Genomic DNA, 24,637 nt, shown 5'->3' with positions numbered 1-24,637 from the left:
CAATCATGAAAAAATACATAATCATATTAGCTGCATCATTTATAGCCATTTCGGGATGTAAGAGAGATTTTGAAATGGATAATCCAAACGCACCAACTTTAGTAAGTTTTTGGAAAAATGGAGCAGATGCTACTAAAGGAATTAACGCAGTTTATAGCACGTTCTACCGCACGGCAAGTTTATATTCTCGTTGGATGTTCTATCATGGAATTTTAAAATCTGATGAGGGCTTCGGCTCTGGAGGAGACGGAGGATTAAATAACCTTATGCGTTTCAATCAAACCAACTATGACGACGGTTTAACTGCACAGACTTGGGCTACCTTATATGTTGGCGTATTCAGAGCTAATCAAGTGATTACAAATGTACCCGCAATTAGCATGGATGATACCAGTAAAAAAAGAATAATTGCGGAAGCGAAATTCCTAAGGGCGTTGTTTTATTTCAATTTAACATTGTATTACGGCAGGCCACCATTAATGTTGCAACCATCTCAACCAAGAGATGTGCCTGCCAATGCAACAACAGAACAAGCTTATGCTCAAGTAGCAAAAGATTTAAATGAGGCTATTGCGGATTTACCAGTGAGCTATCCAGCTACTGATTTAGGAAGAGCTACAAAAGGTGCTGCTTACGCACTCTTAGGGAAAACTTATCTTCAGCAGAAAATGTATCAACAAGCTGCAGATGCATTTTCATATTTAGTAACTGGTGCCGGAAGTTCTACTTATAGTTTAACAGCAGATTATCGTGATAACTTTATTATCACTAAGGAAAATAATAGCGAGTCTGTTTTTGAAATTCAATTCAGCGAAAACTTATCCGAGAGTACAGATGATGATACGGATGAATCGAGAATCAATAATACCGGAACTTCTATTTCTCAATTTTTTGCACCTCCAGGTGTAGGCTTCTCCGATGGAGCTGCACGTAGGTGGGTGGTTGACGAATTTTTGCAGGAAAAAACAACTACAAATGCTCAAGATCCGCGTTTAGCTGCGTCGTTTATTTTTAATAACGCAAACCCAGCTGGTCCAACTGCTACAATTGTGTATGGACAAACATTCCAAAGCCGTTACGGAACGGGACCTGATGCGAATGGCGTTTGGTTTCGTAAATTGTTAAACGATCATTGGAAAAATCAAGAAGGTTTTCGTTCTCCAAATAATTATCGCTTAATTCGTTATGCCGATGTTTTGTTGATGTATGCGGAGTGTTTAAATGGTTTGAATAGAACTGCTGAAGCTTATCCTTTTGTGGATAGAGTAAGACAAAGAGCTGGCTTAGCGACATTAACAGTTGCTAAACCAGGCCTAAATCAAACTCAATTTTTAACCCAATTAAAACATGAACGACTTACCGAACTTGCCGGCGAAGGATGGCGTTGGGCAGATTTAGCTCGTTGGGGAGATTTAGGTCCAGGTTTGGCCTCAAGAGATGCAGATTTTTCTGGCTTTATTGTTGGTAAGCACGAATTGTATCCTATTCCACAAACCGATATAGATTTGAATTCTAATTTAAAGCAAAATCCTAAATACTAATTTTATAAAGCTAGCGACCTTATCGTCGCTAGCTTTTATCAATATCAAATACCTATGATGAACAATCTAAAACTCAAGAAAATCAAACTTTACCGTCTGATTTTTGGATTTATGATCATTTCCGCATCTCTATCCTGCGGGAAATCAAGTACACCAACTCCAGAAGTTCCCGTTAATCCCCCAACAACGGTAAGCACATTTTCAAATCCATTAATGAATGGTGCCGATCCTTCGGTGTTTCAAAAAGATGGTGTTTATTATTATTTGCAAACCAATGGTAGCTCAATTAATTTGTGGACAACCACAGCAATGTCTAAATTGAGCTCATCTATACCAAAAACAGTTTATGCACCACCAGCTGGCGGCCAAAACTCAAGAAATGTTTGGGCACCAGAACTATTCTATCTTGATGGCAAATGGTATATTTACTACACTGCTGGTAATGGGGCCGATATTAGCCAAAGAACATGGGTTCTAGAAAATAGCAGTGCCGATCCAACTACCGGAACTTGGGTAGATAAGGGAAAAATATTTAGTACTAGTGCCGATTTTTGGGCAATCGATGGAACGGTTTTCGAATCGGGCGGGAGCAGATATTTTCTTTGGTGTGGAAGACCAGATTTAACGAACGTTAATTTGACACAAAATATTTACATATCAAAAATGACAAATCCTTATACCTTAGAGGGCGTGGCAACGAAATTAACGGAACCAGAATTTAGCTGGGAAAAAAATGGATTTGGCGTAAACGAAGGTCCGGAAGTATTGGTTTCTTCTGATAATAAGGCGTCTTTAATTTATTCTGCAAGTTTTTGTGGAACAGACGATTATGCATTGGGAATGATGAATTTAAAAGTAGGTGGAAATCCATTGGTTAAAGCTGATTGGACAAAATCTACTCAGCCTGTGTTTACCAAACAGCCTCAAAGTAATGCTTTTGGTCCGGGCCATAATTCGTTTTTTAAATCTCCAGATGGAACTGAAAACTGGATTATTTACCATGCAAATTCTGCCACCAACCAAGGCTGTGCAGATCAAAGAAACATAAGAATGCAAAAATTTACATTTAATGCAGATGGAAGTCCGAATTTTGGCCAGCCTGTAGCCACCGGATTACAAATCGCTAAACCATCTGGAGAAAAATAAAATGGTAAGAAAAAAAATCCTCCTTAAAATTAGCTTAGTATGCTTCATATTGTTTGGTGCTCAATTCAGTTTTGCCCAAACTTTTACCAATCCTTTATTGCCTTCAGGAGCCGATCCATGGAGTATTTATAAAGACGGCTATTACTATTACACCAATTCTATGCAAAACCGATTGGTGATTTGGAAAACGAAAAACTTAGCAGATTTAAAGACTGCCGAAAAGAAAACGATTTTTATTCCTCCAGCTGGCAAAGCTTATTCTAAAGAATTGTGGGCGCCAGAGATTCATTTCATTAATGGTAAATGGTATGTTTATTTTGCTGCCGATGATGGTAACAATAACAACCATCGTATGTATGTACTGGAAAATTCAAGTAAGGATCCTCTTAAAGGAAATTGGGTTTTCAAGGGCAAAGTGGGCGATGCGACTAATAAATGGGCCATTGATGGTTCAGTATTTACTTATCAAAATCAGCTTTACATGATTTGGGCAGGTTGGGAGGGAGACATCAACCAAAAGCAAGAAATTTTCATCGCTAAAATGAAAAACCCTTGGACGATTGATGGTGAAAGACATAAAATCTCTTCTCCTGAATTCGAATGGGAAAAACATGGCGACTTGAATGACGCTGGCAATCCTCCACATGTAGATGTTAACGAGGGTCCGCAAATTTTAATCAATAAGGGAAAGGTTTTCTTAATTTATTCAGCTAGTGGATGTTGGACAGATTTTTACGCTTTAGGCATGTTAACTTTGAAAGGAAAAAATCTTTTAGATGTTTCTTCATGGGAAAAAAGTACGCAACCAGTTTTTAAGCAATCTCCTGAAAATGGAGTATATGCGCCTGGCCATAATTCATTCTTTAAATCGCCTGATGGAAAGGAAGATTGGATTCTTTACCATGCTAATTCTGCTCCTGGGCAGGGCTGCGGTGGAAAACGTTCGCCAAGGGCACAAAAATTTACTTGGAATGCAGACGGTTCCCCGAATTTCGGAATCCCCGTTAAGGCTAATCAAGAATTAAATATACCTTCACAAAAAAAATAATTATTGTCGGCATAAGCTGATTATTCAATCATTCTAAACATTACACAATGAAAAAGTATTTCAAATATTTACTGTTAGTCGGCATGTTTTTTACGGCAACAGCAAATGCTCAAACTGCAACGCCAATAGTTGGCAATGTATGGTCCATAGAAAAGGCCAATGCTTGGTATAAACAATACAAATGGATAAATGGAGCCGATTTTTTGCCAAGTACAGCGATTAATCAATTGGAAATGTGGCAAGCAGATACTTTCGATCCTACTACAATTGATAAAGAACTTGGCTGGGCAGAAAGCATTGGTTTCAATACCATGAGGGTGTACCTGCACAGTTTAGCGTGGACGCAAGATAAAGAAGGTTTTAAGAAAAGAATCGATCAATATTTGGCCATTGCCGATAAACACAAAATCAAAACTGTCTTTGTATTTTTTGATGATTGCTGGAATAAGGAAGCCAAAATAGGAAAACAACCTGAGCCAAAACTAGGGATACATAACTCTGGGTGGGTTCAAGATCCTGGAGATCCTAATTCCAAGGAAGCAGCAAATTTCCCTGCTCTTGAAAAATATGTTAAAGATGTAATGACCCGTTTTAAATCTGATAAACGCATTCTTTTATGGGATTTATACAACGAACCAGGAAATTCTGGCAAGCTTACAACTTCATTGCCACTTTTAAAAAGTGTGTTCACCTGGGCAAGAGCGGTAAATCCTACCCAACCCATTAGCGCTGGTCTTTGGGCTTGGGATTATGAAGAGTTAAACGCATTTCAAGCATTAAATTCTGATGTAATAACATACCACGATTATGAAGAACCACAATGGCATCAAAGGGTAATTGATATGCTAAAATCTCACGGCAGACCAATGATTTGTACAGAATACATGGCCAGAACTCGTGGTAGTCGTTTCGAAAATGTAATGCCAATGCTGAAGAAAGAAAATATTGGTGCTATTAACTGGGGTTTAGTAGATGGAAAATCAAATACAAAGTACGCTTGGGATACCCCATTAAAAAATGGTGAAGAACCAAAAGAATGGTTTCATGAGGTTTTCCGTAAAGATGGAGCGCCTTACAAAAAAGAAGAAACTGATTTGATTAAAAAACTAAATGATATTAAATAATCGGTCAGCTGTATAAAGATCGCTATATTGTCTTTATTGATCCTAACCATGTATGATAATTAAAAAATTAAGCAGGGCATTAGCCCTGCTACTTTTTTTTGGCTTTTTTGCAGTTCAGCCAGCACTTGCACAAAAAATATTTTTTAGGCACTATACCGTTACCGATGGTTTGTGCGCCAATACTATTTGGGATATCGAGCAAGATGATCAGGGTTATATGTGGTTCGGAACCAAATATGGCTTAAGCAGATTTGATGGTTACAACTTCAAATCTTTCCAATATCAAAAAGGGGTTGTTGGTAGCTTGGGGAATAATTTCATCAGAAAAATATTTAGGTATGATGCTAAAACGTTTTGGATAGGTACTGATGAGGGAATTTATATCTTCAACTTGGAAACGGAGAAATTTGCCTTATTTGCCCCACTTAAAAACATTTTTATCAACGATATTATTAAGTCGAAAGACGGAGCTATTTGGATTGCTACTAAAGAAAGAGGCGTTTTTTGCTTCAACACCAATACAAAAAAAATCAATAATTTTTCTGTTTCATCAACACTCAAAATATCATCAAACGAGGTTTCTAAACTGCTACAAGATAATGATGGAAATATTTGGATTGGAACCTACGGGAAAGGTATTGATGTTCTAAATCCACATCATAACCAAATTCGGCGTTACACATCTTCTACCACTAGCGGATCGTTATCCAGTAATGTTATTTTGGATTTGTACAAAGACAGTAGTGGAAGCATTTGGATTGGCACAATGGCGGGCGGCTTAAATGTTTGGCTTAAAAATTCTGATACTTTTAAAGTTTATCAAAAATCTACTAGCAATTCCATCAGCGATAATATTGTTAGGGCAATCTATGAACCAAAACCTGGTTTCCTCTATTTAGGAACAGAAAAGGGGTTGAATATTTTTGATCTTAAAAATCAACGGTTTACAGTCTATCAAAATAAAAATAATGACCCTTTTAGCATTAACGATGATGCAGTTTACAATGTTTTTAAAGACAAAGAGGGTGGCATTTGGGCTGGAACTTATTTTGGGGGCTTAAATTATTACCACGAAAGCAGTTTGGGTTTTGAGTTTTATTATCCATCGGGTGTAAAAAATTCCTTATCAGGGAATGCCGTAAGCGCTTTTTTAGAAGCAAAGCCCGGTAATATTTGGGTGGGTACCGAAGATGGTGGCCTAAATTATTTCAATGCAACTGATAAAACCTTTAAAAAATTCCCATTTTCTGCTGGTCAGGATAGTTTATCATATCACAATATCCACAGTTTATATAAAGACAAAACTGAAAATATTTGGATAGGGATGTACACTGGCGGATTAAATATTTTAAACCCAGTAACAGGAAAAATTAAGCGTTATAAAAGTGATCCCAACAACCCCAATACGCTTAGCGATAACAGTGTTTATTCCATTGATGAAGACAGGCAGGGTAGGGTTTGGGTTTCTACAATTTCTGGACTTAATCTTTACGATAAAGCAAACGATAGATTTATCAGAATAAAGGGAAAAAATCTCGAGAAAAGCTGCATTTATCAAGTTTATCAAGATAAGGATAATATCATTTGGATAGCAACTTACGATAATGGCTTGATTAGAATGGATGAGCATAATCAGCTCACTCAATATGCTTATTCAAAAAAGGCTGGTTCCATCAGCTCAAACAAAATCATTTGTATGCTCGATGATGATCAAGGTAATTTATGGTTAGGAACCGATGGCAGCGGGCTAAATGTTTTAAACAAGAAAACAGGAAAGTTTAAGGTTTACGATGATGAAAATTGGATAAAAAGTGCGGTAGTTTATGGGATAATTAAAGATGATGCCGGTAAAATGTGGTTTTCTACCAACAATGGTGTTTTCGAGTTCGATCCAAAATCTAAAAGCAAAAGAAGCTTTGGTAAGTGGGATAATCTTCAAAGTCAGCAGTATAATTACAAGGCCTATTACAAAGATTCTTCTGGTAAGTTATATTTTGGAGGCATCAACGGCTTTAATGCATTTTACCCAAATAAGGTTAAATCCAGTGTTTCTATTCCCCAAATATCGTTTACCAATTTTCAGTTGTTCAATAAGGATCTGGCTATTAATGATGGCAAAAGTCCTCTGGAAAGGTCCATTAATTATGCAAATGAAATTGTTTTAAATCATGATCAATCTGTTCTAAGTATCGAATATGCCTCACTAAGTTTCATTGCACCCAACAAAATTCAATATGCCTTTAAAATGGAGGGATTTGATAAAAATTGGAATAATGTTGGGAGCCAAAGAAAGGCGACTTACACCAATCTTCCTGCAGGAGATTATGTTTTTAAAGTTAAAATTGTAGATGATTTAGGGCTTTCTAAACCTCAAATTTCTACTATTCAGATCAAAATTCTACCACCTTTTTATAAATCAATTCCTGCATATATTTTCTACTTTATTATTCTTGTAGTAACCGCAGTTTTGTTGCGAAGATATATTTACAATAAAGAACAGAAGCGTAATGAAATTAAGTTAGAGCGTTTAAAAAATAAGAGTGAGCAAGATTTTTATAAACAAAAGATTGAGTTTTTTACTGCAATGGCGCATGAAATCCGAACGCCATTATCGCTGATTATTGCGCCATTGGAAAGACTTCTTTCCAAAAAGGAAAAAGATCCAGATAGTTTGGATCAACTGCAGGTAATGGAGGAGAATTCTGATCGCCTGCTTACACTGGTCAATCAATTACTCGATTTCCGTCGAATTGAAAGTGATATTTTTGAGATTCATCCCGAGCCAATCGAGCTAATTTATTTGATCAATACCATTCGTGATCGATTTTCGCCGATTGCCATTAAAAGAGGATTGGAATTTTCGGTGAGCAGTGAATTTAAAAAACTCGATATAAATGCAGATCCTGAAGCCTTAATGAAAATTTTGAGTAACCTGCTCATAAATGCATTCAAGTTTGCTCGTAAGAAATTGGAAATTAAAATTAATGATCTTGATGTAAGCGAAAACGGAGAAAAGATGATTTCTATTAGCGTGGAAGATGATGGAATTGGGATTCCGAAAACACAGCTAGACTCAATCTTCAAAAAATTCTTCAAGGTTTCTACCGAAGAACATCAATACACCAACCTCGGTGGAACTGGTATCGGACTTGCCTTGGCAAAATCGCTAAGTGAAAAACACGGCGGCTTGCTAAAAGTAGAAAGTGAAGAAGGCGTTAAAACCACATTTACGGTGCTCATTCCATTTAAACAAAATGAAGTAGGCATGGGGTCAGAGTCTGAAGATGTTATTGATGAAGCCGAAGGACAGCAAACCGTATTGGTTGTGGAGGATGATCCATCTTTACTGGAGTTTTTATTTAAGAGTTTCGTTGCTGAAGGTTACCATACTTTAAGATCGAAAAATGGTAAGGAAGCCTTAAAACAGCTGGATAAATATCATGTTGATATTGTAATTTCTGATGTAATGATGCCAATTATGGATGGCATCGAATTGTGTAAAACAATTAAAAACGATATCAATTATAGTCATTTACCCGTAATTCTACTTACCGCAAAAACAAATACCGATGCAGAAATTGAGGGCTTGGAAAGTGGTGCAGATGCGTATATTTCAAAGCCATTTAAGTGGAAACAGCTTTCTTTGATTATCAAAAACCTGCTTGAACTACAATCCAATTTAAAACAACGTTTTGCCCAAAATCCTTTCGAGGGTACAGATATTTTAATCAGCGGCAATCGTGATAAAAAGTTTCTTGATAAAATCACGGAAATTATTGAAGAAAGAATCTCCGATCCACAATTATCAATCGAAGATCTAGGCAAAGAGCTGGGTTTAAGCCGATCTAGCTTGTATAAGAAAGTAAAAGCGAAAACAGGTTATGTGCCGAATGAATTTGTAAGGTTAATTAGGTTAAAGGCTGCGGCAAAACTTTTAACGCAACAAGAATATAATATTTCAGAAATAGGTTATATGGTTGGTTTTAGTTCGCATTCCTATTTTTCAAAATGTTTTTACACACAATTTAAGCTAACACCAACAGAGTTTTCTGATAATTATAAGAGAAATAACGCTGTAGACCAAAATTGATCACGATGGCGTGATAATAAATTTAATATTTTTTTTAAGTGACTTTATTAACCAAATCTGTATGCTTTTCTACAATAATACTTATTAATTCTACAAAATAATTACCAAAAGCATCTATTTTTAGATCAAAATTTGCCATTACTTTAAATTGTTTCAATTTTTATATTTTTTATTTTACTGATAATCAGGGTTTTGCAAATTATGTTAAATTTATGTTCGTGATTTGTACGATTTAACACTTCACCATTATCTTTTTTTAAAAAATTATATATATTTGTTCTTACCCTTTCGAGGGTATGTTTTTCATAGGTAGATGTAGGGTCAGAACTTTGTTCTGGCCCTTTTTTGTTAATTGTTTCTATATAAAGCTTATTTTTGTATATGATTAAAAAGAAAGTAGTTGTTGCAGTTACCGGAGCAAGCGGATCTATTTATGCAAAGGTTTTATTCGATCAGTTGTTAGAACTAAAAGATCAAATTGAAGCAGTAGGGGTGGTAATGAGCGATAATGCTAAAGAGGTTTGGCAATTCGAACTCGATAATGAAGATTATAACCACTACCAAGACTATACTTTTTACAATAAGAATGATTTTAATGCACCTTTTGCGTCTGGTTCTGCCAAATACGATACCATGATTATTATTCCTTGTTCTATGGGAACATTAGGCCGAATCGCCCATGGTATTTCTAACGATCTAATTTCTAGAGCTGCTGATGTAATACTTAAGGAAAGAAGAAAATTACTAGCAGTAGTTCGTGATACTCCATTCAGCTTAATTCATATCAATAATATGAAAACGGTAACCGAGGCTGGAGGAATTATTTGCCCTGCAAACCCATCTTTTTACAGCTTGCCAAAAACTATAGAAGAAGTTGCTGGAACAGTGGTTAGTCGCGTGTTAGATTTGGCTGGCTTTGAGCAGGAAAGTTATCGTTGGCAGGAGAAATAGTTAGGAGGCTTAGAGTTTAGAAAGCCCAAAATATTTTTTCCAATTTCATACGAATACCTTACCGTTTAACATACTCCAAATGCCCGGCTTAATTGTTATCTAACTGTAATTTACCTTTTATCTTAAATCTCCTATCTTCATAGTCAAATCTATTTTCCTATCTTTGCAGCCTCAATGAAAAAGGTCGCATTTTATACATTAGGTTGTAAATTAAATTTCTCAGAAACATCTTCCATCGGTCGTTTATTTACCGATGCAGGTTATGCTGTGGTAGAATTTCAAGATCAAGCTGATGTGTATGTAATCAACACTTGTTCGGTTACCGATCATGCAGATAAAAAATGCCGCAAGGTTGTTAAGGAGGCATTAAAATACTCTCCAAATGCTTTTGTAACCATCGTTGGTTGCTATGCACAATTAAAACCACAAGAAATTGCCGAAATTGAAGGCGTTGATATGGTTTTAGGTGCTGCAGAAAAATTCAGGATTGTGGAATATATTACCGACTTAACCAAGCAGCCAAAAGCTATTGTGCATCAACAAAGCATAGAAAAGGTAAATCATAACTTCATTGCATCTTATTCTTTTGGCGATAGAACGCGTACTTTCTTAAAGGTTCAGGATGGTTGCGATTATCCTTGTACTTACTGCACTATTCCATTGGCTCGTGGCGCAAGTCGTAGCGATACCATTGAAAACGTAGTTAATCGTGCTAAAATGGTTGCCGAAAGTGGTGTTAAGGAAATTGTGCTTACGGGAGTGAATCTTGGCGATTTTGGTATTCGTGATGGTGAGCGTGAGGATAAATTCTTCGATTTAATTAAAGCCTTAGATGAGGTAGAGGGAATCGAAAGAATCCGTATTTCTTCAATCGAGCCAAATCTGTTAAGTAATGAGATTATCGAATTCGTATCAACTTCTAAAAGATTCGTACCGCATTTTCATATTCCTTTACAATCTGGTTCCGATAAAATTTTAGGCTTAATGCGCCGTCGTTACCGTAGTGATTTATACGTAGAGCGTGTTGCTAAAATTAAGGAAGTGATGCCGAACTGTTGTATTGGCGTTGATGTTATCGTTGGTTTTCCAGGCGAAACTAAAGAAGACTTTCTCGATACCTACAAGTTCCTAAACGAACTCGATATTTCCTATTTACACGTATTTACCTATTCTGAGCGTGAGCAAACTGCCGCTGCCGAGATGAAAAATAAAGTTGCGGGCAGCGAACGTAATGACCGAAATAAAATGCTTCACATTCTTTCTGATAAAAAACGTAGGGCATTTTATGAGTCGCAAATTGGCGCTAATGCCGAGGTCCTTTTCGAGGCCGATCATAAATTGGGTTACATGCATGGTTTTACCAAAAACTATGTTAAGGTTCGAGCTAAATACGATCCATTAATGGTTAACGAGTTAAAAGCAGTAAAGCTTTTAGAACTTACTGCCGATGGAGAAGTAGATGTTGCAGAACTGGAAACAGCTTACGCTCATCATTAAACTGAATTATTTTTCTGAAAAGCATTTGTCTAACACCTTTTAAGGTTAGGCGGGCTATTCGCTAAATCTTTTTGTCATTGTTAGTAATCATAATTAAAGTTTTTACAAACAAAAAGGATATCGCTGCTATCCCGTTTATTTTACTCCGGGCACCACTCTAAAATTTGGCTTGCTCTTGATATCTTGCCAAGACCCACAGAAATACCCCATTTTAAACCGGATCGGAGCGAACATGAGCATTAGCCTTTTTCTGGCTGATGCGAATAAAGCATAGAGCAGGGCAGGTATAGCCAATGAAAAGCCGAACATTGCTTTCCAAGTAAAAAATTTAAGTTTTTAAATAAAAAATCTCTCCTCGAAATCTTAAAAGTAAGACTTCTTACACGCTCTCAGCTTTGGTCTTTAATCCGTAATCTTTGGCCTTTAGTCTTTCAGCTTTCTTTCCTATCTTCGCAACAAATATTTTTTATGTTTCCTACCGTTTCACATTTTTTAGAATACTTATTTGGGATTAATTTGCCCTTGCCATTTAACACATTTGGCGTTTTTGTAGCGCTTGCATTTGTTGCTGGCTATTGGGCATTTACTAAAGAATTACAACGGAAAGAAGCCTTGGGTGTGTTGCATCCATTCAAGAAAATTGTTGTTGTAGGTAAGTCAGCAACTACTTCAGAGATGATTATGAACGGCCTTTTTGGTTTCATTATTGGCTACAAGTTGGTTTATGCGTTAGTGAATTATAAATTGTTTGTTAACGATGCACAATCAGTTTTAATGTCAACCAAAGGGAATATTATTGGCGGCTTGTTTTTCGCTGGCTTATTTGCCTATTGGGATTATAAAGAAAAAGACAAGCATAAATTAGCGAAAACAAAAGAAGTAGAGGTTACTGTTCATCCTTATCAATTGATGAGTAATTTAATTGTTTGGGCAGCAATTTGGGGCTTTTTAGGTGCTAAGTTTTTCGATAATTTGGAGTATTGGGATGATTTTGTCGCACACCCAATCGAACGACTTCTATCCTTTAGTGGTTTAACATTTTATGGTGGCTTAATCTGCGGTGGTGCTGCAGTATTAATTATCGCTAAAAGAAATGGGATTAGGCCACTTCACATGCTTGATGTAGGTGGACCCGGAATGATGCTGGCTTACGCAGTCGGACGAATAGGTTGCCATTTATCTGGTGATGGAGATTGGGGAATTGTGAATCCAAACCCAAAACCATTTTCTTGGCTGCCAGATTGGTTGTGGTCTTACAAATACCCAAATAACGTGGTAGGCGAGGGAATTCCAATCCCAGGCTGTAGTGGCAAATTTTGTAATGAATTGGCGCAAGGTGTTTACCCAACACCAATTTATGAGGTTATCGTCTGCTTAATACTATTTGCTTTTTTATGGAGCATTAGAGATAAAATAAAAGCACCAGGTTTGATGTTTGGTATCTACATGATATTGAATGGTGTTGAACGTTTCTGTATCGAATTATATCGTGTTAACTCTAAGTACCATGTTTTTGGCTTATCATTTACTCAAGCTGAAATGATCTCGACTTTCTTAGTTATTGGCGGTATTGCGTTAAGTGTCTATGCCTTAAGAAACAAAAATAAACTGGCCTAATTTTCTGGACAATAAGTTCATTTTAACTCCAACAACCTGTAAAGGTTTTTGTTAAATAACTATGAATTACGAATTACTATGCAACAAAGTGATATCGATTGTAAAGCTTACCGGAAATTTTATCCGCAAGGAAGCGATGCAATTTGATGCCAACAAAATCGAATATAAAGGTTTAAATGATATGGTTTCTTATGTTGATAAAACAGCAGAACAGAAACTTGTTCAAAATCTCGAAAAACTCATTCCAGATGCTGGATTTATAACAGAGGAAAAAACGATTAGTCGCGAGGGTAAAACTTATACTTGGATTATTGATCCACTGGATGGCACCACAAATTTCATCCATGGCATTCCAGCTTACGGGATTAGCGTTGCGCTTTACGAAGATGGCGTTTCAGTTATCGGTGTAGTTTACGAGCTAAACAGAGGGGAGATCTTTTATTCCTATAAAGGTGGAAGTGCTTTCTTAAATAAAAAAGAAATACGGGTTTCAATCAATCCTGATTTAAAATCGAGTTTATTGGCGACGGGCTTTCCTTATTATCAATTTGATAAACAACCGCAATATTTAAAGTTGTTGGAAGAGATGATGCAAAAAAGCCATGGTGTTCGCCGTATTGGCGCTGCAGCAATTGATTTAGTTTACACAGCTTGTGGTCGCTTCGATGCTTTTTTTGAGTATAATTTACAACAGTGGGATTTTGCTGCAGGCTGTTACATCGTTCAGCAAGCAGGAGGAGAGGTTTTCGATTTCTCAGGAGGAAACGAATATTTTACCAAGCGGGAAATATTGGCAACCAATGGAAAGTTAACAGCTGAAATGTTAGAAGCGATAAAAAGGCATTTCAAGTAATTCTTAAAATTTTAGTGCATAAAAAAGTCCCGATTCTCACCGGGACTTTTCACTATATATGTACTATGAAAAATGCTAAATTATAAAGCTTCAGAAACTACTTCTGTAACTTCAGGTACCATTCTTTGTAATAAGTTTTGAATGCCTGATTTAAGTGTAATGGTAGAAGATGGGCATCCACTGCAAGATCCACGTAATTCTACGGTTACAACACCCTCATCAAAAGATTTGTAAGTAATTGCACCACCATCTTGCTCTACAGCTGGACGAACATAATCATGCAAGATTTGCTGAATCTTAATTTCAGTTTCCGAACCTTCAAATGCAGGAGCTTCTTCTGCTGATTCTTCCTTAATTTTTAATTCTGATTCTACAGCACCTTTAACAAATTCTTTTAAAATGGCTTCTATATCAGCCCAATCTGCATCCTCAGTTTTGGTAACTGTTACAAAATTACTGGCGAAAAATACACCAGATACAAAGTTAAACTTGAACAATTCTTTAGCAAAAGGAGAATGTTCGGCACTTTCCTTAGTCGCAAAATCTTCACTTCCGTTAATTAACAGCTTGTTAACCATAAATTTCATGGTTGCTGGATTAGGAGTCTGTTCTGTATATACGTTAATCGTCATGTCTTAATCAATTTGAATAAACAAAATTAACAATTACTCATCAATAAAGCCTTGGCAAGCTGTCGGTTCTACGTCAATTTAATTTGACTAGAAAACGCCAGTATAATTAAATGGTGTAATCGTTCTCAGCTGTATTTTCACAGCCTCAGCAACTTCCAATCCCTCAATAAATGTCGCAATGCTTGTTGCATTAATTTTAGAATTTGTTCTGGTTAACTCCTTTAAGGCTTCATAAGGATTTGGATAATTTTCCCTGCGTAAAACAGTTTGAATCGCTTCGGCAACAACTGCCCAATTATCATCTAAATCTGCGTGTAGAGCAGCTTCGTTCAATAAAATTTTATTCAATCCACGCAAAGTAGAATTTATAGCAATTAAGGTATGTGCTAATGGAACACCAACATTTCTTAAAACTGTAGAATCTGTTAAATCTCTTTGCAAACGTGAGATAGGAAGTTTCGCTGCAAAGAATTCAAACAAGGCGTTTGCAATTCCTGCATTTCCCTCTGCATTTTCAAAATCAATAGGGTTAACCTTGTGTGGCATTGCCGATGATCCAATTTCCCCAGCTTTGATCTGCTGTTTGAAATAATTTTTGGAGATGTAGGTCCAAATATCTCTATCTAAATCTATAATAATATTGTTAATACGCTTTAAGGCATCACATTGAGCCGCGAATTGATCGTAATGCTCAATCTGTGTGGTATGTTGGGCACGAGTTAAGCCCAAAGTTTCATTTACGAATTGATTGGAGAAATCGACCCAGTTTACTTGCGGATACGCAATATGATGTGCATTGAAATTCCCTGTTGCCCCACCAAATTTAGCACTGTTCGGTATGGCTTTTAAATTTTTTAATTGAATACTTAATCGCTCTGCGAAAACCAAAAACTCTTTACCAAGTTTGGTAGGAGAGGCTGGCTGACCATGAGTAAAAGCTAGCATTGGAATATCTTTCCAGTCTGTTGCCAAAGCATTAATCTTTTCAATTAATGATGATATTGCTGGATAATAGCTATTGTTTAGGGCTAATTTTATTGAATAAGGAATTGCAGTATTATTAATGTCTTGTGAGGTTAATCCGAAATGGATAAATTCCTTATAATCTTGGAGCGAAAGCGAATCAAATTTATTTTTGATAAAATATTCAACTGCTTTAACATCGTGGTTGGTTACTTTTTCAGTCTCTTTAATTTCTAAGGCATCGGTCTCCGAAAAATTTTCGTGTATTAAGCGTAGTTGCGTATAGAGAGATTTATCAAAATTTTCTAAACCTGGTAGGTTAATTTCGCATAATGCAATGAAGTATTCAATTTCTACAAAAACACGGTATTTAATTAGTGCCTCCTCAGAAAAGTAAGCGGCTAAACTTTCTGTCGTTTTTCTGTAACGACCATCAACTGGTGAAATTGCTTGTAGTGCGGTTAAATTCATTATGCAGATTATAATTTTGGCGCAAATTTACTACAATTGATGGATTTTAAGGTTATTAAAACAGTTAAAACAAAAAAAGACCTATGGTTGCCCATAAGTCTTTTTAAAATGTTTTAAAAACTACATTTTTTTAGTAGTATCGGCCATTGTAGTATCAACCGCACTAGTGTCAGTGGTAGTGGTGGTGATGGTTGTATCAACAACAGTTGAATCGGTAACCGTTGTATCAGCACCATCAGCTTTTTTATCAGAGCTACAAGCTACTACAGATAACGACAAAGCTAGACCTAGAAAACCTAATTTGAATGAATTTTTCATGTTTTTTTGTTTTGTTGTGGGATGTGAGATTGATTATTTACAATTAATACGATTTAGAACCTAAAGTAACCCAAATTTTCTGTTAAAAAAAACATTCTTAACGAGTTTAAAGTTTTTTTTATTTATAAATTGAGATAAATTTAGATCTTTTATTGAGTTTGAGGAATAACAGGTTTTAACCAAGCAGTTTTATGTTAGAATTAAAGAAAAGTGCAATAAGTAGTTGCGGATAAAAAGATTTAATACTAAAGAGATTATTTTTTCAGCATATTTTATTTTAGGTTAAAGGTTTAATTTCTCTTAAAGAAAAATGAAACTAAATTTATTTCATAAAAAAAGGCTTTAAGCGAACTTAAAGGCTTTTCTATGAGTAAAGTTAGACTAGTGTTTAACTTCAGTTTTTTCAGTAGTTACAGCAACTGTAGTATCTTTTACAGTAGAATCTTTAACTGTAGTATCTGTTGCAGTAGTGTCAGTAACGATAGCTGAAGAATCAGTTAAAGTAGTATCAGCACCGTCAGCTTTTTTTTCTGAGTTACAAGCAACAACTGATAAAGATAAAGCTAAAGCTAAAAAGCCTAATTTGAATGCATTTTTCATTTTGAAATTCTTTTAAGTAATTAATTAATTCAACCTTAATACCAGAAACCTAAAAAGGTAACCCGAAAAAAGTAAAAAAAACAAAAAAGGCTTTAGGAGAAATCCCAAAGCCCTTTTGTATAAGTAAAGTTAGACTAGTGTTTAACTTCTGTAGTAGTTGTTGTAGCTTTTACTGAAGTATCTTTTACAGTAGAATCAGTAACTGTAGTATCAACTTTAGTTGTATCAGTAACGATAGTAGAAGAATCAGTTAAAGTAGTATCAGCACCGTCAGCTTTTTTTTCTGAGTTACAAGCAACAACTGATAAAGATAAAGCTAAAGCTAAGAAGCCTAATTTGAATGCATTTTTCATGTTTGAATTTTTTTAAGTAATTAATTAATTTTCTTGTTAATGCCGCAAAGGTAAAAAGGTAACCCAATAATTTATAAAAAAGTGAAAATATTTTTTATCGCATCGTTGGGTTACCCTTAATGTTGAGATCGTATTAAGCAATCATAGTAGCAATAAATATTTTTTTGTCTAATATTGGGTTACTATTTTTAGAAAAATGTATTAACTAGTGAATAACAGTTTAAAGAGTTCAGTTCCAACAGATAGAGAAGTTATTTTAGGTATTCTAAATAACTCTGAAGATATACTTAACAAGTTATATAAGGCTTATTATGCAATGGTATTGCAATTTATCCTTAATAATAACGGAAATGAAGACGATGCAAAGGATGTTTACCAAGAGGGAATTATCGTTTTATATAACAAGATTAAGGAAGGTAACTTTGAGTTAAGTAGTAAACTGAAAACATATATTTACTCTGTTTGTAGAAGAATTTGGTTAAAGAAACTAAGCCAGAATAGTAAAAAAGCTGGCAACATAACAGATTATGAAGATGTTTTTGCGGTAGAAGAGGATGTTGAGCATCACGAGGAAAAAGATGCAGCTTTTGTTAAAATGCAATCTGCTCTCGATCATCTAGGTGAACCCTGCAAAACTATTATTCAGGATTTTTATATCCACAATTTATCCATGCAGGATATTTGCGAAAAGTTTGGTTATACCAATACTGATAATGCAAAAACGCAGAAATATAAATGCTTACAGCGGTTAAAGAAAATATTTTTTCAACCATAATAATTGAAATGAGAAACGATTTGGAGTTAGATGCAATTATTGAAGATTATCTTTTAGGTAAACTTAATCCACAAGAAACGGAGGCTTTTGAAAATCTGCGTCGCAATGATGCTGCTGTAGATCATAAAGTGGTTTCACATAAATTCTTTTTAGAATCTATGGAGGTGTTTGCTGCACAATCTCGATTGAAAGAACAGTTAAATAATATTCATTCAGAAATTGATGTAGAAAATCTAGCTTCTACATTAAGGCCACATCCATCTAAGGTTGTTCAATTATGGCGCAAACATAAATCTGCAATAGCGGTTGCGGCGTCATTTTTGGTGTTGTCATTGGTATCTGTTTATTCTATTCAGCATAATACCAAACAAGAAGAACGTTATTCCCAAATGCGTAGTGAACTTTCTAGAGTTAGAAATTCTACAAAGGATTTGATTAGAACAATAAACTCTAATACTACCGCTGATGCAACCACGAAAAATATAAAACCAGGTAATTATGGAGGAACAGGCTTTGCAGTTTCTACTAACGGCTATATTTTAACAAACTTACATGTTATTAATGGTGCAGATTCTTTGTATGTACAAAATAATAAAGGTGAGTCTTATAAGGTAAAAGCGATATATTCTGATCCGCAAAATGACATCGCTATACTTAAGATTAGTGATAAGAATTTTAACAATTTATCATCTATCCCATATACCATTAAAAAGAGCACAAGTAGCATCGGCGAAACGGTATATACCTTGGGTTATCCGAAAGATGATGCTGTTTTAGGTGAAGGTTATGTAAGTTCTAAAAATGGATTTATTGGCGATACTACACAATATCAGGTTTCTATTCCTGTTAATCCAGGTAATAGTGGTGGGCCATTATTGGATAACAACGGTAACTTGGTTGGTATTATTTCTGGTAAGCCAGATCAAACTGAGGGTGCTGCGTTTGCGATTAAATCAAAATACATTTTAGAGGCTATGAGGGCTATTCCACAAGATTCTCTAGGATCAAATAGAATTTCATCATCTAAAAAAAGCGTACTATCGGGATTAAAACGTACCAAGCAAATTGAAAAATTGCAAGATTATGTTTTCATGATTAAAGTTTATAATTAATTTACCCAAACAAATTAATATTCTTGAAACCCTGTTGATTAAACTCTTCAGGGTTTTTTTATTGATTTATAATTTGATTGTATTAAAATTATATTATGTCTATGTATTTACTATACTATTGTTTAAGTTTGTGCTAATCAATTAAAAACAATAATATTATGAGCATAAGATTAGGCGATACAGCACCAAATTTTCAGGCAGATACATCAATAGGAGAAATAGATTTTTACGATTATTTAGGTGATGGTTGGGGAGTGCTATTTTCTCACCCAGCAGATTATACACCAGTTTGCACAACAGAACTCGGTCGTACGGCTGCGCTAAAAGACGAATTTGATAAGCGCAATGTAAAGGTATTGGCATTAAGTGTTGATACCGCAGAATCGCACAAAGGTTGGATTAGCGATATTAATGAGACGCAAAACACATCAGTGGAGTTTCCGATCATTGCAGATCCTGAAAAAACTGTTGCGAACTTGTACGATATGATTCATCCGAATGCATCCGAAACGTTAACCGTTAGATCGCTTTTTGTGATTAGTCCTGATAAGAAAGTGAAATTAACCATTACCTATCCAGCCTCTATAGGTAGAAATTTCAATGAGGTGTTAAGGGTAATCGATTCTTTACAGCTTACTGCAAATTATAGTGTGGCTACACCTGCAGATTGGAAAGATGGAGAAGATGTAATTGTAGTAAATAGTATAAAAACTGAGGATATTCCATCGAAATTTCCGAAAGGACACAAAGTTATTATGCCATATTTGCGTACTACTCCTCAGCCGAATAAATAAATTAATTTTTTTCTTTTTAACCGCAATTTTATAATCAAATTGCTGAGATAAGATTGGATTATAGCTATAAATTATTATATTTGATAGTTTAGTTTCATTTATTGGGATTTAATTTGATATTTTATACTATAAATCACAATAATTTTGAATCAGATAGTAATTAAAGTATAAAATTTTATTATTAATACAGTTTTTATGGCAAACGGAAAAGTTAAGTGGTTTAATACTCAAAAAGGGTTTGGATTTATTGTGCAAGAGGACAATAAAGACTTATTTGTTCACTTTAAGGATGTTTTAGGTGGGATCGAAACCTTAAAAGAAAATGATCCTGTGGAATTTGAAGTAGCTGATGGCAAAAAAGGTTTGCAGGCAGTAAATGTTAAAAAAGTTTAGTCAAAATATATTGTTTCATTCTACATACATCAAGCCTTTCTTTAGAGAGGCTTTTTGCTTTTAATAGTATTGAACAATCGTGGCTTTCACAACAAGATTCTCCCCATCAGCTACTTTTGTAAATATCAAAAATTGATCTTTACTTGATTTTATTTTATGTTTTTTTACTAAATCTTCTGGCTTAGCCGGATAATTCCTAACGATTACATTTCCAGTTAACTCATGCGATTTCTTAAGGTCTCCGGTTGATAGCACCTCATCAATTTTAAAAATTCTTCCGGGAAAATCTCTGTTTACCGTATTCGATAAATATAATTGTGTTTGAGAATGAAGTTTTTGTAGTTCGTGTCTGTTCCCAATAAGATTAAAGGCACCAGACTTTAACAACGCTGCATCTGGCTCATATAAATAAGAATTAGCTTTAATTTCATTGCTAAACTGAGGACTAACATTGGCCTCCGATTTAAAAAAAGAAAAATGTTTTTCTTTTTCATTTAAGGTTACCGCAATAATTTTTGTGTCACCAGTAAAATCTTTATCAAGTACCCAAAGTAATTCTTTACACTCATTTTTTACGCTTAAAATATAAATTTCACTTACATCTCTCAATTCACTTAAGCCAGCGGTAATATCCAGTAATGGTGCCGTTTTTATAATGATTCTTTTAGTCTTAGTTAAGAGCTCATCAAGATTACTAATTATATCAGGTGTACAATCTTTAAGCATAAAAACTTTGCCTTTCTCTGCTCGTCTTGCCGGATCGACGTATATGTTGTCGAAAGCTTTTTCGCTTGATTTAATATAAGAAATACCATCTGTAGCTAAAAATTCGATATTACTTACAGCAAGAACATTAGCATTATGTTGCGCAATATCTGATAAATCACCATTGATTTCGCAATGTGTAACCTGCTTTAAAACCTTGGAAAAATAATAGCTATCAACGCCAAAACCTCCGGTAATATCGATTAAGGAATCTCCTTTTGCCAATTTGGACTTATATTTTGCTGTAATTTCTGAGGAAGTCTGTTCGATGGAGAGTGGCGGAGGGTAATAAATGTGCCCAGCATTAAACCAAGTTGAGAGCTTTTTTTCGGATTTTTTCTTCGCTGCTATTTGTCCCGCAATTTCTGCAGAAGTAATTCCATCGAATTGGCTTTTAGCTAAAGCGATTTGGTTTACATCAGCATTTAAGTTTGCATTAATGTAATCCTGTACAGCCTCAGCTAAAATATTTTTATTCATGATTATATTTTTCGACCAAATGGAAAAGCACTTTAAATGTTAGGCTTTCTGTTTTTCATCACCATTTGGCAAGTATGTCTGCTTTTAACTTCTAATAAAATATCTTTATCAACGGTTACTCTATCAATGGTTTGCTGGTTATAATAGCGAATGGTTACCAACTCCAGGCCTTTATTGTATTTAACTGTAAATTCTTGAGCCAAATCCTTAATCAACTTTTCAATTTGTGCAGGATGATCATCAACACTTACCGAAAAACTAATCGCAGAATTAAGCATTGTATTAATCTTGATTTTGTGCTTATGGAAAAGCTCAAAGATATTACTCAAGTTTTCCTCAATAATGAATGAATAATCTTTTGGGAAGATGGAAATTAAGGCTTGATCAATTTTAAAAATAAACGACGGAATGGGTAATGGATTATTATCTTTAGTAATGGCTGTTCCGGCTCCATCTGGCTGAATAAAAGACCTTACAAATAATGGGATCCCTTTGTTTTGTAATGGCTTTATTGTTTTTGGATGAATAACTGTTGCTCCGTAATAAGTTAATTCTATTGCATCGTGATAAGATAGCTGAGCAATTTTTTCAGTTTCATCAAACCATTTCGGGTCTGCGTTTAAAACACCTGGAACATCTTTCCAAATGGTTAATGCAGTGGCATCTAAACAAGAAGCGAATATTGCAGCAGAATAATCAGAACCCTCTCTTCCTAAAGTGGTGGTATAATTTTCACTGGTGCCACCAATAAAACCTTGAGTTACAATAATATTATCTTCTAATAATGGCATTAAATCCTTTTGGATAATTTGATTAGTTTTGATCCAATCAACTTTTCCTTCACGGTAGGTATTATCTGTTTGGATGTAATTTCTTGCATCGGCCCAAAGCGCCTTGTTACCGGTTTTATTTAACCATGCGGCAACAATTTTAGTAGAAATAACTTCGCCAATAGAAACAATTTGATCATAAATATAATCATGGTTACCGTCTGGTTCATCCTCAATTAACCAATCAATTTCGACAAATGTGTTAGCAACATCATCATAAACAGCATTGGCCTGGCCCTCAAATAACTCTTCAATAATATTAAAATGGAAGTGTTTTATCTTTTCGAAAATATCATGGGCATCCTCATTATGATTTAAATAAGCATGTGTTAAATCTTCTAATCTGTTCGTTATTTTTCCCATTGCTGAGATTACGATGACCAGTTTTCCCTTTTTATAATCTTGAACAATGTTAGCTAAATTTTTTACTCCTGCTGCATCTTTAACCGAGGCACCACCAAACTTAAAAATATCCATATTAAAATGCCTTAACTTGTGCTGAAGAAAGGCTAGCGTTAAGCCAACCATTTTCTAAATGAGCAGTGTATTTATTGTAAAAGTTTATGGCAGGTTCATTCCAATCTAGCACTTGCCATACCATTCCAGTATATTTATCGCTTTTGGCTTCTTCAATTACTTTTTCAAAAAGCGTTTTTCCAATTCCCTTACCACGCATATCTTCGGTAACAATAAAATCTTCTAGGTATAATCTGCATCCTTTCCAAGTAGAATAACGAGTGTAAAATAAAGCGAAGCCAACAATAACATCATCTATTTCTGCCACAAAGGCTTTCCAAACGGGGTCATTTCCGAAGCCTGCTTCAACAAAATGATTTATATCAACCGTTACCTCTTCGGGCGCACGTTCATAAACAGCCAATTCATTTATCAACTCTAAAATTCTTGGGCAATCTTCTGCAATTGCAGTTCTTATCATTAAATTCATTTAGTTTTCTGATAGATTTTTAAAGTGTTTGATAATTCTTTTTCCGAATATGCTGCTGCCAATTCTAACCATTGTACTTCCTTCTTCAATAGCGATTTTATAATCAGCGCTCATTCCAGTAGAAATCTCCTTAAAAAAATCATCCTCACTAAAGAAGCTCGTTTTAATGCCATCAAAAAGTACCTTTAGTTCACGGAATTCGATTGCAATCTGCTTTTCGTTTTTAGTATTCGTGGCAATCCCCATTAAGCCTACAATCCGAATATTCTTAAGCTCTTGATATTCTTCAGATCTTAAAAGCTCTATCACTTCATCAAAACCTAAACCAAATTTTGTGTCCTCATCTGCAATGTAAATCTGTAGTAAACAATCAATTATTCTTTTGTTCTTTGCTGCTTGCTTGTTTATTTCCTGAAGTAATTTAATGCTGTCTACGCCATGAATTACTTTAACAAATGGTGCAATATATTTTACCTTATTAGATTGTAAATGTCCGATTAAGTGCCACTCAATATCTGCAGGAAGTTGCGCTTGTTTATCTACCATTTCCTGCACATGGTTTTCTCCAAAAATGAGTTGCCCCGCATTGTAAGCTTCTAAAATTGCTTCTGTAGATTGTGTTTTTGAAACGGCAATCAGTTTTACATTACCTGATTCGACTTCGTTTTTATATTGTTTAAGATTATCAGCTATGCTCATTTATAACTATTTTTGGTAAAATTAATAACCTTGCCGCAATTTGGGCAAAAAATAATATTTTAATTGACAATGAAACGATTAATGTGGGCTTTGATGGCATCTGTTTTGTGGTTTGGGTGCAAGCCAAGCATACCATCTGATATAATTCAAACAGATAGAATGGAGAAGATTCTTTATGATATGCACATTGTAGATGGCTATCTTTCTACAATTTACGTTGTGGATTCGGCAAAAAAAGTTGCAGCTTCATATTACAATGGTATTTATAAAAAATTTGATACCGATTCTGTAGAATATAACAGGAGTTTAATTTATTACAATAACAACCCGAAAGAGTTGGAGTTGATGTATAAGAATATTCAAAAGGCCCTAGCGAAGCAAAAGAAAGGTGTGGATGTTGCAGATGCAATGATTAAGAAGAAAAAATTCAAGGCAGATTCTTTAGTCATCGTAAAAAAGTTTAAAGCAGATTCTATATCCATTAAGAAAAAAATGAAGCCAGATTCCTTATCAAAGGTTAAGGCCATAGCAGAAATCGCCAAGAAAAAGAAAAAGGCAGATTCGTTAATAAATTTAAAAAAATCTGGAGAGTTAGTACCTGTTCCTACGCTCGCTCCAGCACCAATAGCAGTACAATAA

Annotated in this window: 23 protein-coding genes; 14 read left to right on the top strand and 9 right to left on the bottom strand. The window is 35.0% G+C overall.

The genetic code is table 11. The features are described 5' to 3' along the window. The first annotated feature begins 5 nt into the window (after positions 1–5). From EZ449_RS11310 to EZ449_RS11270, 9 genes are all read left to right on the top strand, one after another. A complete protein-coding gene (locus tag EZ449_RS11310) occupies positions 6–1,541 on the top strand; it encodes a RagB/SusD family nutrient uptake outer membrane protein (RefSeq protein WP_205942991.1) in 1,536 nt (511 codons plus the stop codon). Positions 1,542–1,595: 54 nt separating this feature from the next. Beyond that, complete coding sequence (locus EZ449_RS11305) at positions 1,596–2,687, top strand: glycoside hydrolase family 43 protein (protein ID WP_225872291.1); 1,092 nt, start codon at positions 1,596–1,598, stop codon at positions 2,685–2,687. A gap of 1 nt (position 2,688) precedes the next feature. Next, on the top strand, positions 2,689–3,735 hold the full coding sequence (locus EZ449_RS11300; RefSeq protein WP_205942990.1) for a glycoside hydrolase family 43 protein: 1,047 nt from the start codon (positions 2,689–2,691) through the stop codon (positions 3,733–3,735). A 47-nt stretch (positions 3,736–3,782) separates the two neighbouring features. Continuing rightward, a complete protein-coding gene (locus tag EZ449_RS11295; protein ID WP_131558755.1) occupies positions 3,783–4,859 on the top strand; it encodes a cellulase family glycosylhydrolase in 1,077 nt (358 codons plus the stop codon). A 52-nt stretch (positions 4,860–4,911) separates the two neighbouring features. After that, positions 4,912–8,949 (top strand): two-component regulator propeller domain-containing protein, encoded by a 4,038-nt coding sequence (locus EZ449_RS11290; RefSeq protein WP_131558753.1) that lies wholly within the window; start codon positions 4,912–4,914, stop codon positions 8,947–8,949. Between the two features lie 381 nt (positions 8,950–9,330). Further along, positions 9,331–9,900 (top strand): UbiX family flavin prenyltransferase, encoded by a 570-nt coding sequence (locus tag EZ449_RS11285; RefSeq protein ID WP_131558751.1) that lies wholly within the window; start codon positions 9,331–9,333, stop codon positions 9,898–9,900. A 174-nt stretch (positions 9,901–10,074) separates the two neighbouring features. Continuing rightward, positions 10,075–11,397 carry a tRNA (N(6)-L-threonylcarbamoyladenosine(37)-C(2))-methylthiotransferase MtaB gene (gene mtaB / locus EZ449_RS11280; RefSeq protein WP_131558749.1) on the top strand — a complete coding sequence of 441 codons (1,323 nt, stop codon included), beginning with the start codon at positions 10,075–10,077 and terminating at the stop codon, positions 11,395–11,397. A gap of 468 nt (positions 11,398–11,865) precedes the next feature. Then, positions 11,866–13,014, top strand: coding sequence for a prolipoprotein diacylglyceryl transferase (locus EZ449_RS11275; RefSeq protein WP_131558747.1), 1,149 nt, complete (start codon positions 11,866–11,868; stop codon positions 13,012–13,014). 61 nt (positions 13,015–13,075) lie between these two features. Then, positions 13,076–13,867 carry an inositol monophosphatase family protein gene (locus EZ449_RS11270; protein ID WP_131558745.1) on the top strand — a complete coding sequence of 264 codons (792 nt, stop codon included), beginning with the start codon at positions 13,076–13,078 and terminating at the stop codon, positions 13,865–13,867. Between the two features lie 80 nt (positions 13,868–13,947). On the opposite strand, the gene EZ449_RS11265 is transcribed toward EZ449_RS11270, so the two are convergent. From EZ449_RS11265 to EZ449_RS11245, 5 genes are all read right to left on the bottom strand, one after another. Next, the gene (locus EZ449_RS11265; protein WP_131558743.1) at positions 13,948–14,499 is read right to left on the bottom strand and encodes a NifU family protein; all 552 of its coding nucleotides are present in this window, start codon (positions 14,497–14,499) and stop codon (positions 13,948–13,950) included. Positions 14,500–14,586: 87 nt separating this feature from the next. Continuing rightward, a complete protein-coding gene (gene purB, locus EZ449_RS11260; protein ID WP_131558741.1) occupies positions 14,587–15,933 on the bottom strand; it encodes an adenylosuccinate lyase in 1,347 nt (448 codons plus the stop codon). 120 nt (positions 15,934–16,053) lie between these two features. Beyond that, complete coding sequence (locus tag EZ449_RS11255; protein ID WP_131558739.1) at positions 16,054–16,251, bottom strand: hypothetical protein; 198 nt, start codon at positions 16,249–16,251, stop codon at positions 16,054–16,056. A 381-nt stretch (positions 16,252–16,632) separates the two neighbouring features. Further along, positions 16,633–16,851 carry a hypothetical protein gene (locus EZ449_RS11250; protein ID WP_047801271.1) on the bottom strand — a complete coding sequence of 73 codons (219 nt, stop codon included), beginning with the start codon at positions 16,849–16,851 and terminating at the stop codon, positions 16,633–16,635. 134 nt (positions 16,852–16,985) lie between these two features. Beyond that, on the bottom strand, positions 16,986–17,204 hold the full coding sequence (locus EZ449_RS11245; RefSeq protein WP_131558737.1) for a hypothetical protein: 219 nt from the start codon (positions 17,202–17,204) through the stop codon (positions 16,986–16,988). A 208-nt stretch (positions 17,205–17,412) separates the two neighbouring features. Here EZ449_RS11245 and EZ449_RS11240 point away from each other — a divergent pair, with 208 nt between their 5' ends. The 4 genes from EZ449_RS11240 to EZ449_RS11225 all read left to right on the top strand — a co-directional run bounded on the left by EZ449_RS11240 (position 17,413) and on the right by EZ449_RS11225 (position 20,278). Then, on the top strand, positions 17,413–17,979 hold the full coding sequence (locus EZ449_RS11240) for an RNA polymerase sigma factor (RefSeq protein ID WP_131558735.1): 567 nt from the start codon (positions 17,413–17,415) through the stop codon (positions 17,977–17,979). A gap of 8 nt (positions 17,980–17,987) precedes the next feature. After that, complete coding sequence (locus EZ449_RS11235; protein WP_131558733.1) at positions 17,988–19,091, top strand: S1C family serine protease; 1,104 nt, start codon at positions 17,988–17,990, stop codon at positions 19,089–19,091. A 158-nt stretch (positions 19,092–19,249) separates the two neighbouring features. Further along, entirely contained in the window at positions 19,250–19,885 is a 636-nt protein-coding gene (locus EZ449_RS11230; protein ID WP_131558731.1) for a peroxiredoxin, read from the top strand. Positions 19,886–20,080: 195 nt separating this feature from the next. Then, entirely contained in the window at positions 20,081–20,278 is a 198-nt protein-coding gene (locus EZ449_RS11225) for a cold-shock protein (RefSeq protein ID WP_131558729.1), read from the top strand. Between the two features lie 60 nt (positions 20,279–20,338). On the opposite strand, the gene EZ449_RS11220 is transcribed toward EZ449_RS11225, so the two are convergent. The 4 genes from EZ449_RS11220 to EZ449_RS11205 are packed head-to-tail and all read right to left on the bottom strand — an operon-like array spanning position 20,339 to position 23,998. After that, positions 20,339–21,523: a THUMP-like domain-containing protein gene (locus tag EZ449_RS11220; protein WP_131558727.1), complete on the bottom strand. Its 1,185-nt coding sequence runs from the start codon at positions 21,521–21,523 to the stop codon at positions 20,339–20,341. Positions 21,524–21,555: 32 nt separating this feature from the next. Beyond that, on the bottom strand, positions 21,556–22,830 hold the full coding sequence (locus tag EZ449_RS11215) for an aspartate kinase (RefSeq protein ID WP_131558725.1): 1,275 nt from the start codon (positions 22,828–22,830) through the stop codon (positions 21,556–21,558). Position 22,831: 1 nt separating this feature from the next. Further along, on the bottom strand, positions 22,832–23,299 hold the full coding sequence (locus EZ449_RS11210) for a GNAT family N-acetyltransferase (protein ID WP_131558723.1): 468 nt from the start codon (positions 23,297–23,299) through the stop codon (positions 22,832–22,834). Next, positions 23,300–23,998, bottom strand: coding sequence for a YggS family pyridoxal phosphate-dependent enzyme (locus tag EZ449_RS11205; RefSeq protein WP_131558721.1), 699 nt, complete (start codon positions 23,996–23,998; stop codon positions 23,300–23,302). 69 nt (positions 23,999–24,067) lie between these two features. On the opposite strand from EZ449_RS11205, the gene EZ449_RS11200 reads away from it, so the two are divergent. Continuing rightward, positions 24,068–24,637: a DUF4296 domain-containing protein gene (locus EZ449_RS11200; RefSeq protein WP_131558719.1), complete on the top strand. Its 570-nt coding sequence runs from the start codon at positions 24,068–24,070 to the stop codon at positions 24,635–24,637.

Origin of the sequence: Pedobacter frigidisoli, from assembly GCF_004331675.1 — a bacterium.
GTDB lineage: Bacteria > Bacteroidota > Bacteroidia > Sphingobacteriales > Sphingobacteriaceae > Pedobacter > Pedobacter frigidisoli.
This window is presented reverse-complemented; position numbering and strand designations above follow the sequence as displayed.

Coding starts and splice junctions, on each gene's coding strand:
- mtaB (WP_131558749.1), top strand. CDS start 10,075: ATGAAAAAGGTCGCATTTTATACATTAGGTTGTAAATTAAATTTCTCA.
- EZ449_RS11230 (WP_131558731.1), top strand. CDS start 19,250: ATGAGCATAAGATTAGGCGATACAGCACCAAATTTTCAGGCAGATACA.
- EZ449_RS11265 (WP_131558743.1), bottom strand. CDS start 14,499: ATGACGATTAACGTATATACAGAACAGACTCCTAATCCAGCAACCATG.
- EZ449_RS11200 (WP_131558719.1), top strand. CDS start 24,068: ATGAAACGATTAATGTGGGCTTTGATGGCATCTGTTTTGTGGTTTGGG.
- EZ449_RS11220 (WP_131558727.1), bottom strand. CDS start 21,523: ATGAATAAAAATATTTTAGCTGAGGCTGTACAGGATTACATTAATGCA.
- EZ449_RS11310 (WP_205942991.1), top strand. CDS start 6: ATGAAAAAATACATAATCATATTAGCTGCATCATTTATAGCCATTTCG.
- EZ449_RS11255 (WP_131558739.1), bottom strand. CDS start 16,251: ATGAAAAATTCATTCAAATTAGGTTTTCTAGGTCTAGCTTTGTCGTTA.
- EZ449_RS11300 (WP_205942990.1), top strand. CDS start 2,689: ATGGTAAGAAAAAAAATCCTCCTTAAAATTAGCTTAGTATGCTTCATA.
- EZ449_RS11275 (WP_131558747.1), top strand. CDS start 11,866: ATGTTTCCTACCGTTTCACATTTTTTAGAATACTTATTTGGGATTAAT.
- EZ449_RS11225 (WP_131558729.1), top strand. CDS start 20,081: ATGGCAAACGGAAAAGTTAAGTGGTTTAATACTCAAAAAGGGTTTGGA.
- EZ449_RS11250 (WP_047801271.1), bottom strand. CDS start 16,851: ATGAAAAATGCATTCAAATTAGGCTTTTTAGCTTTAGCTTTATCTTTA.
- EZ449_RS11270 (WP_131558745.1), top strand. CDS start 13,076: ATGAATTACGAATTACTATGCAACAAAGTGATATCGATTGTAAAGCTT.
- EZ449_RS11205 (WP_131558721.1), bottom strand. CDS start 23,998: ATGAGCATAGCTGATAATCTTAAACAATATAAAAACGAAGTCGAATCA.
- EZ449_RS11215 (WP_131558725.1), bottom strand. CDS start 22,830: ATGGATATTTTTAAGTTTGGTGGTGCCTCGGTTAAAGATGCAGCAGGA.
- EZ449_RS11305 (WP_225872291.1), top strand. CDS start 1,596: ATGATGAACAATCTAAAACTCAAGAAAATCAAACTTTACCGTCTGATT.
- EZ449_RS11285 (WP_131558751.1), top strand. CDS start 9,331: ATGATTAAAAAGAAAGTAGTTGTTGCAGTTACCGGAGCAAGCGGATCT.
- EZ449_RS11290 (WP_131558753.1), top strand. CDS start 4,912: ATGATAATTAAAAAATTAAGCAGGGCATTAGCCCTGCTACTTTTTTTT.
- EZ449_RS11235 (WP_131558733.1), top strand. CDS start 17,988: ATGAGAAACGATTTGGAGTTAGATGCAATTATTGAAGATTATCTTTTA.
- EZ449_RS11245 (WP_131558737.1), bottom strand. CDS start 17,204: ATGAAAAATGCATTCAAATTAGGCTTCTTAGCTTTAGCTTTATCTTTA.
- purB (WP_131558741.1), bottom strand. CDS start 15,933: ATGAATTTAACCGCACTACAAGCAATTTCACCAGTTGATGGTCGTTAC.
- EZ449_RS11210 (WP_131558723.1), bottom strand. CDS start 23,299: ATGAATTTAATGATAAGAACTGCAATTGCAGAAGATTGCCCAAGAATT.
- EZ449_RS11295 (WP_131558755.1), top strand. CDS start 3,783: ATGAAAAAGTATTTCAAATATTTACTGTTAGTCGGCATGTTTTTTACG.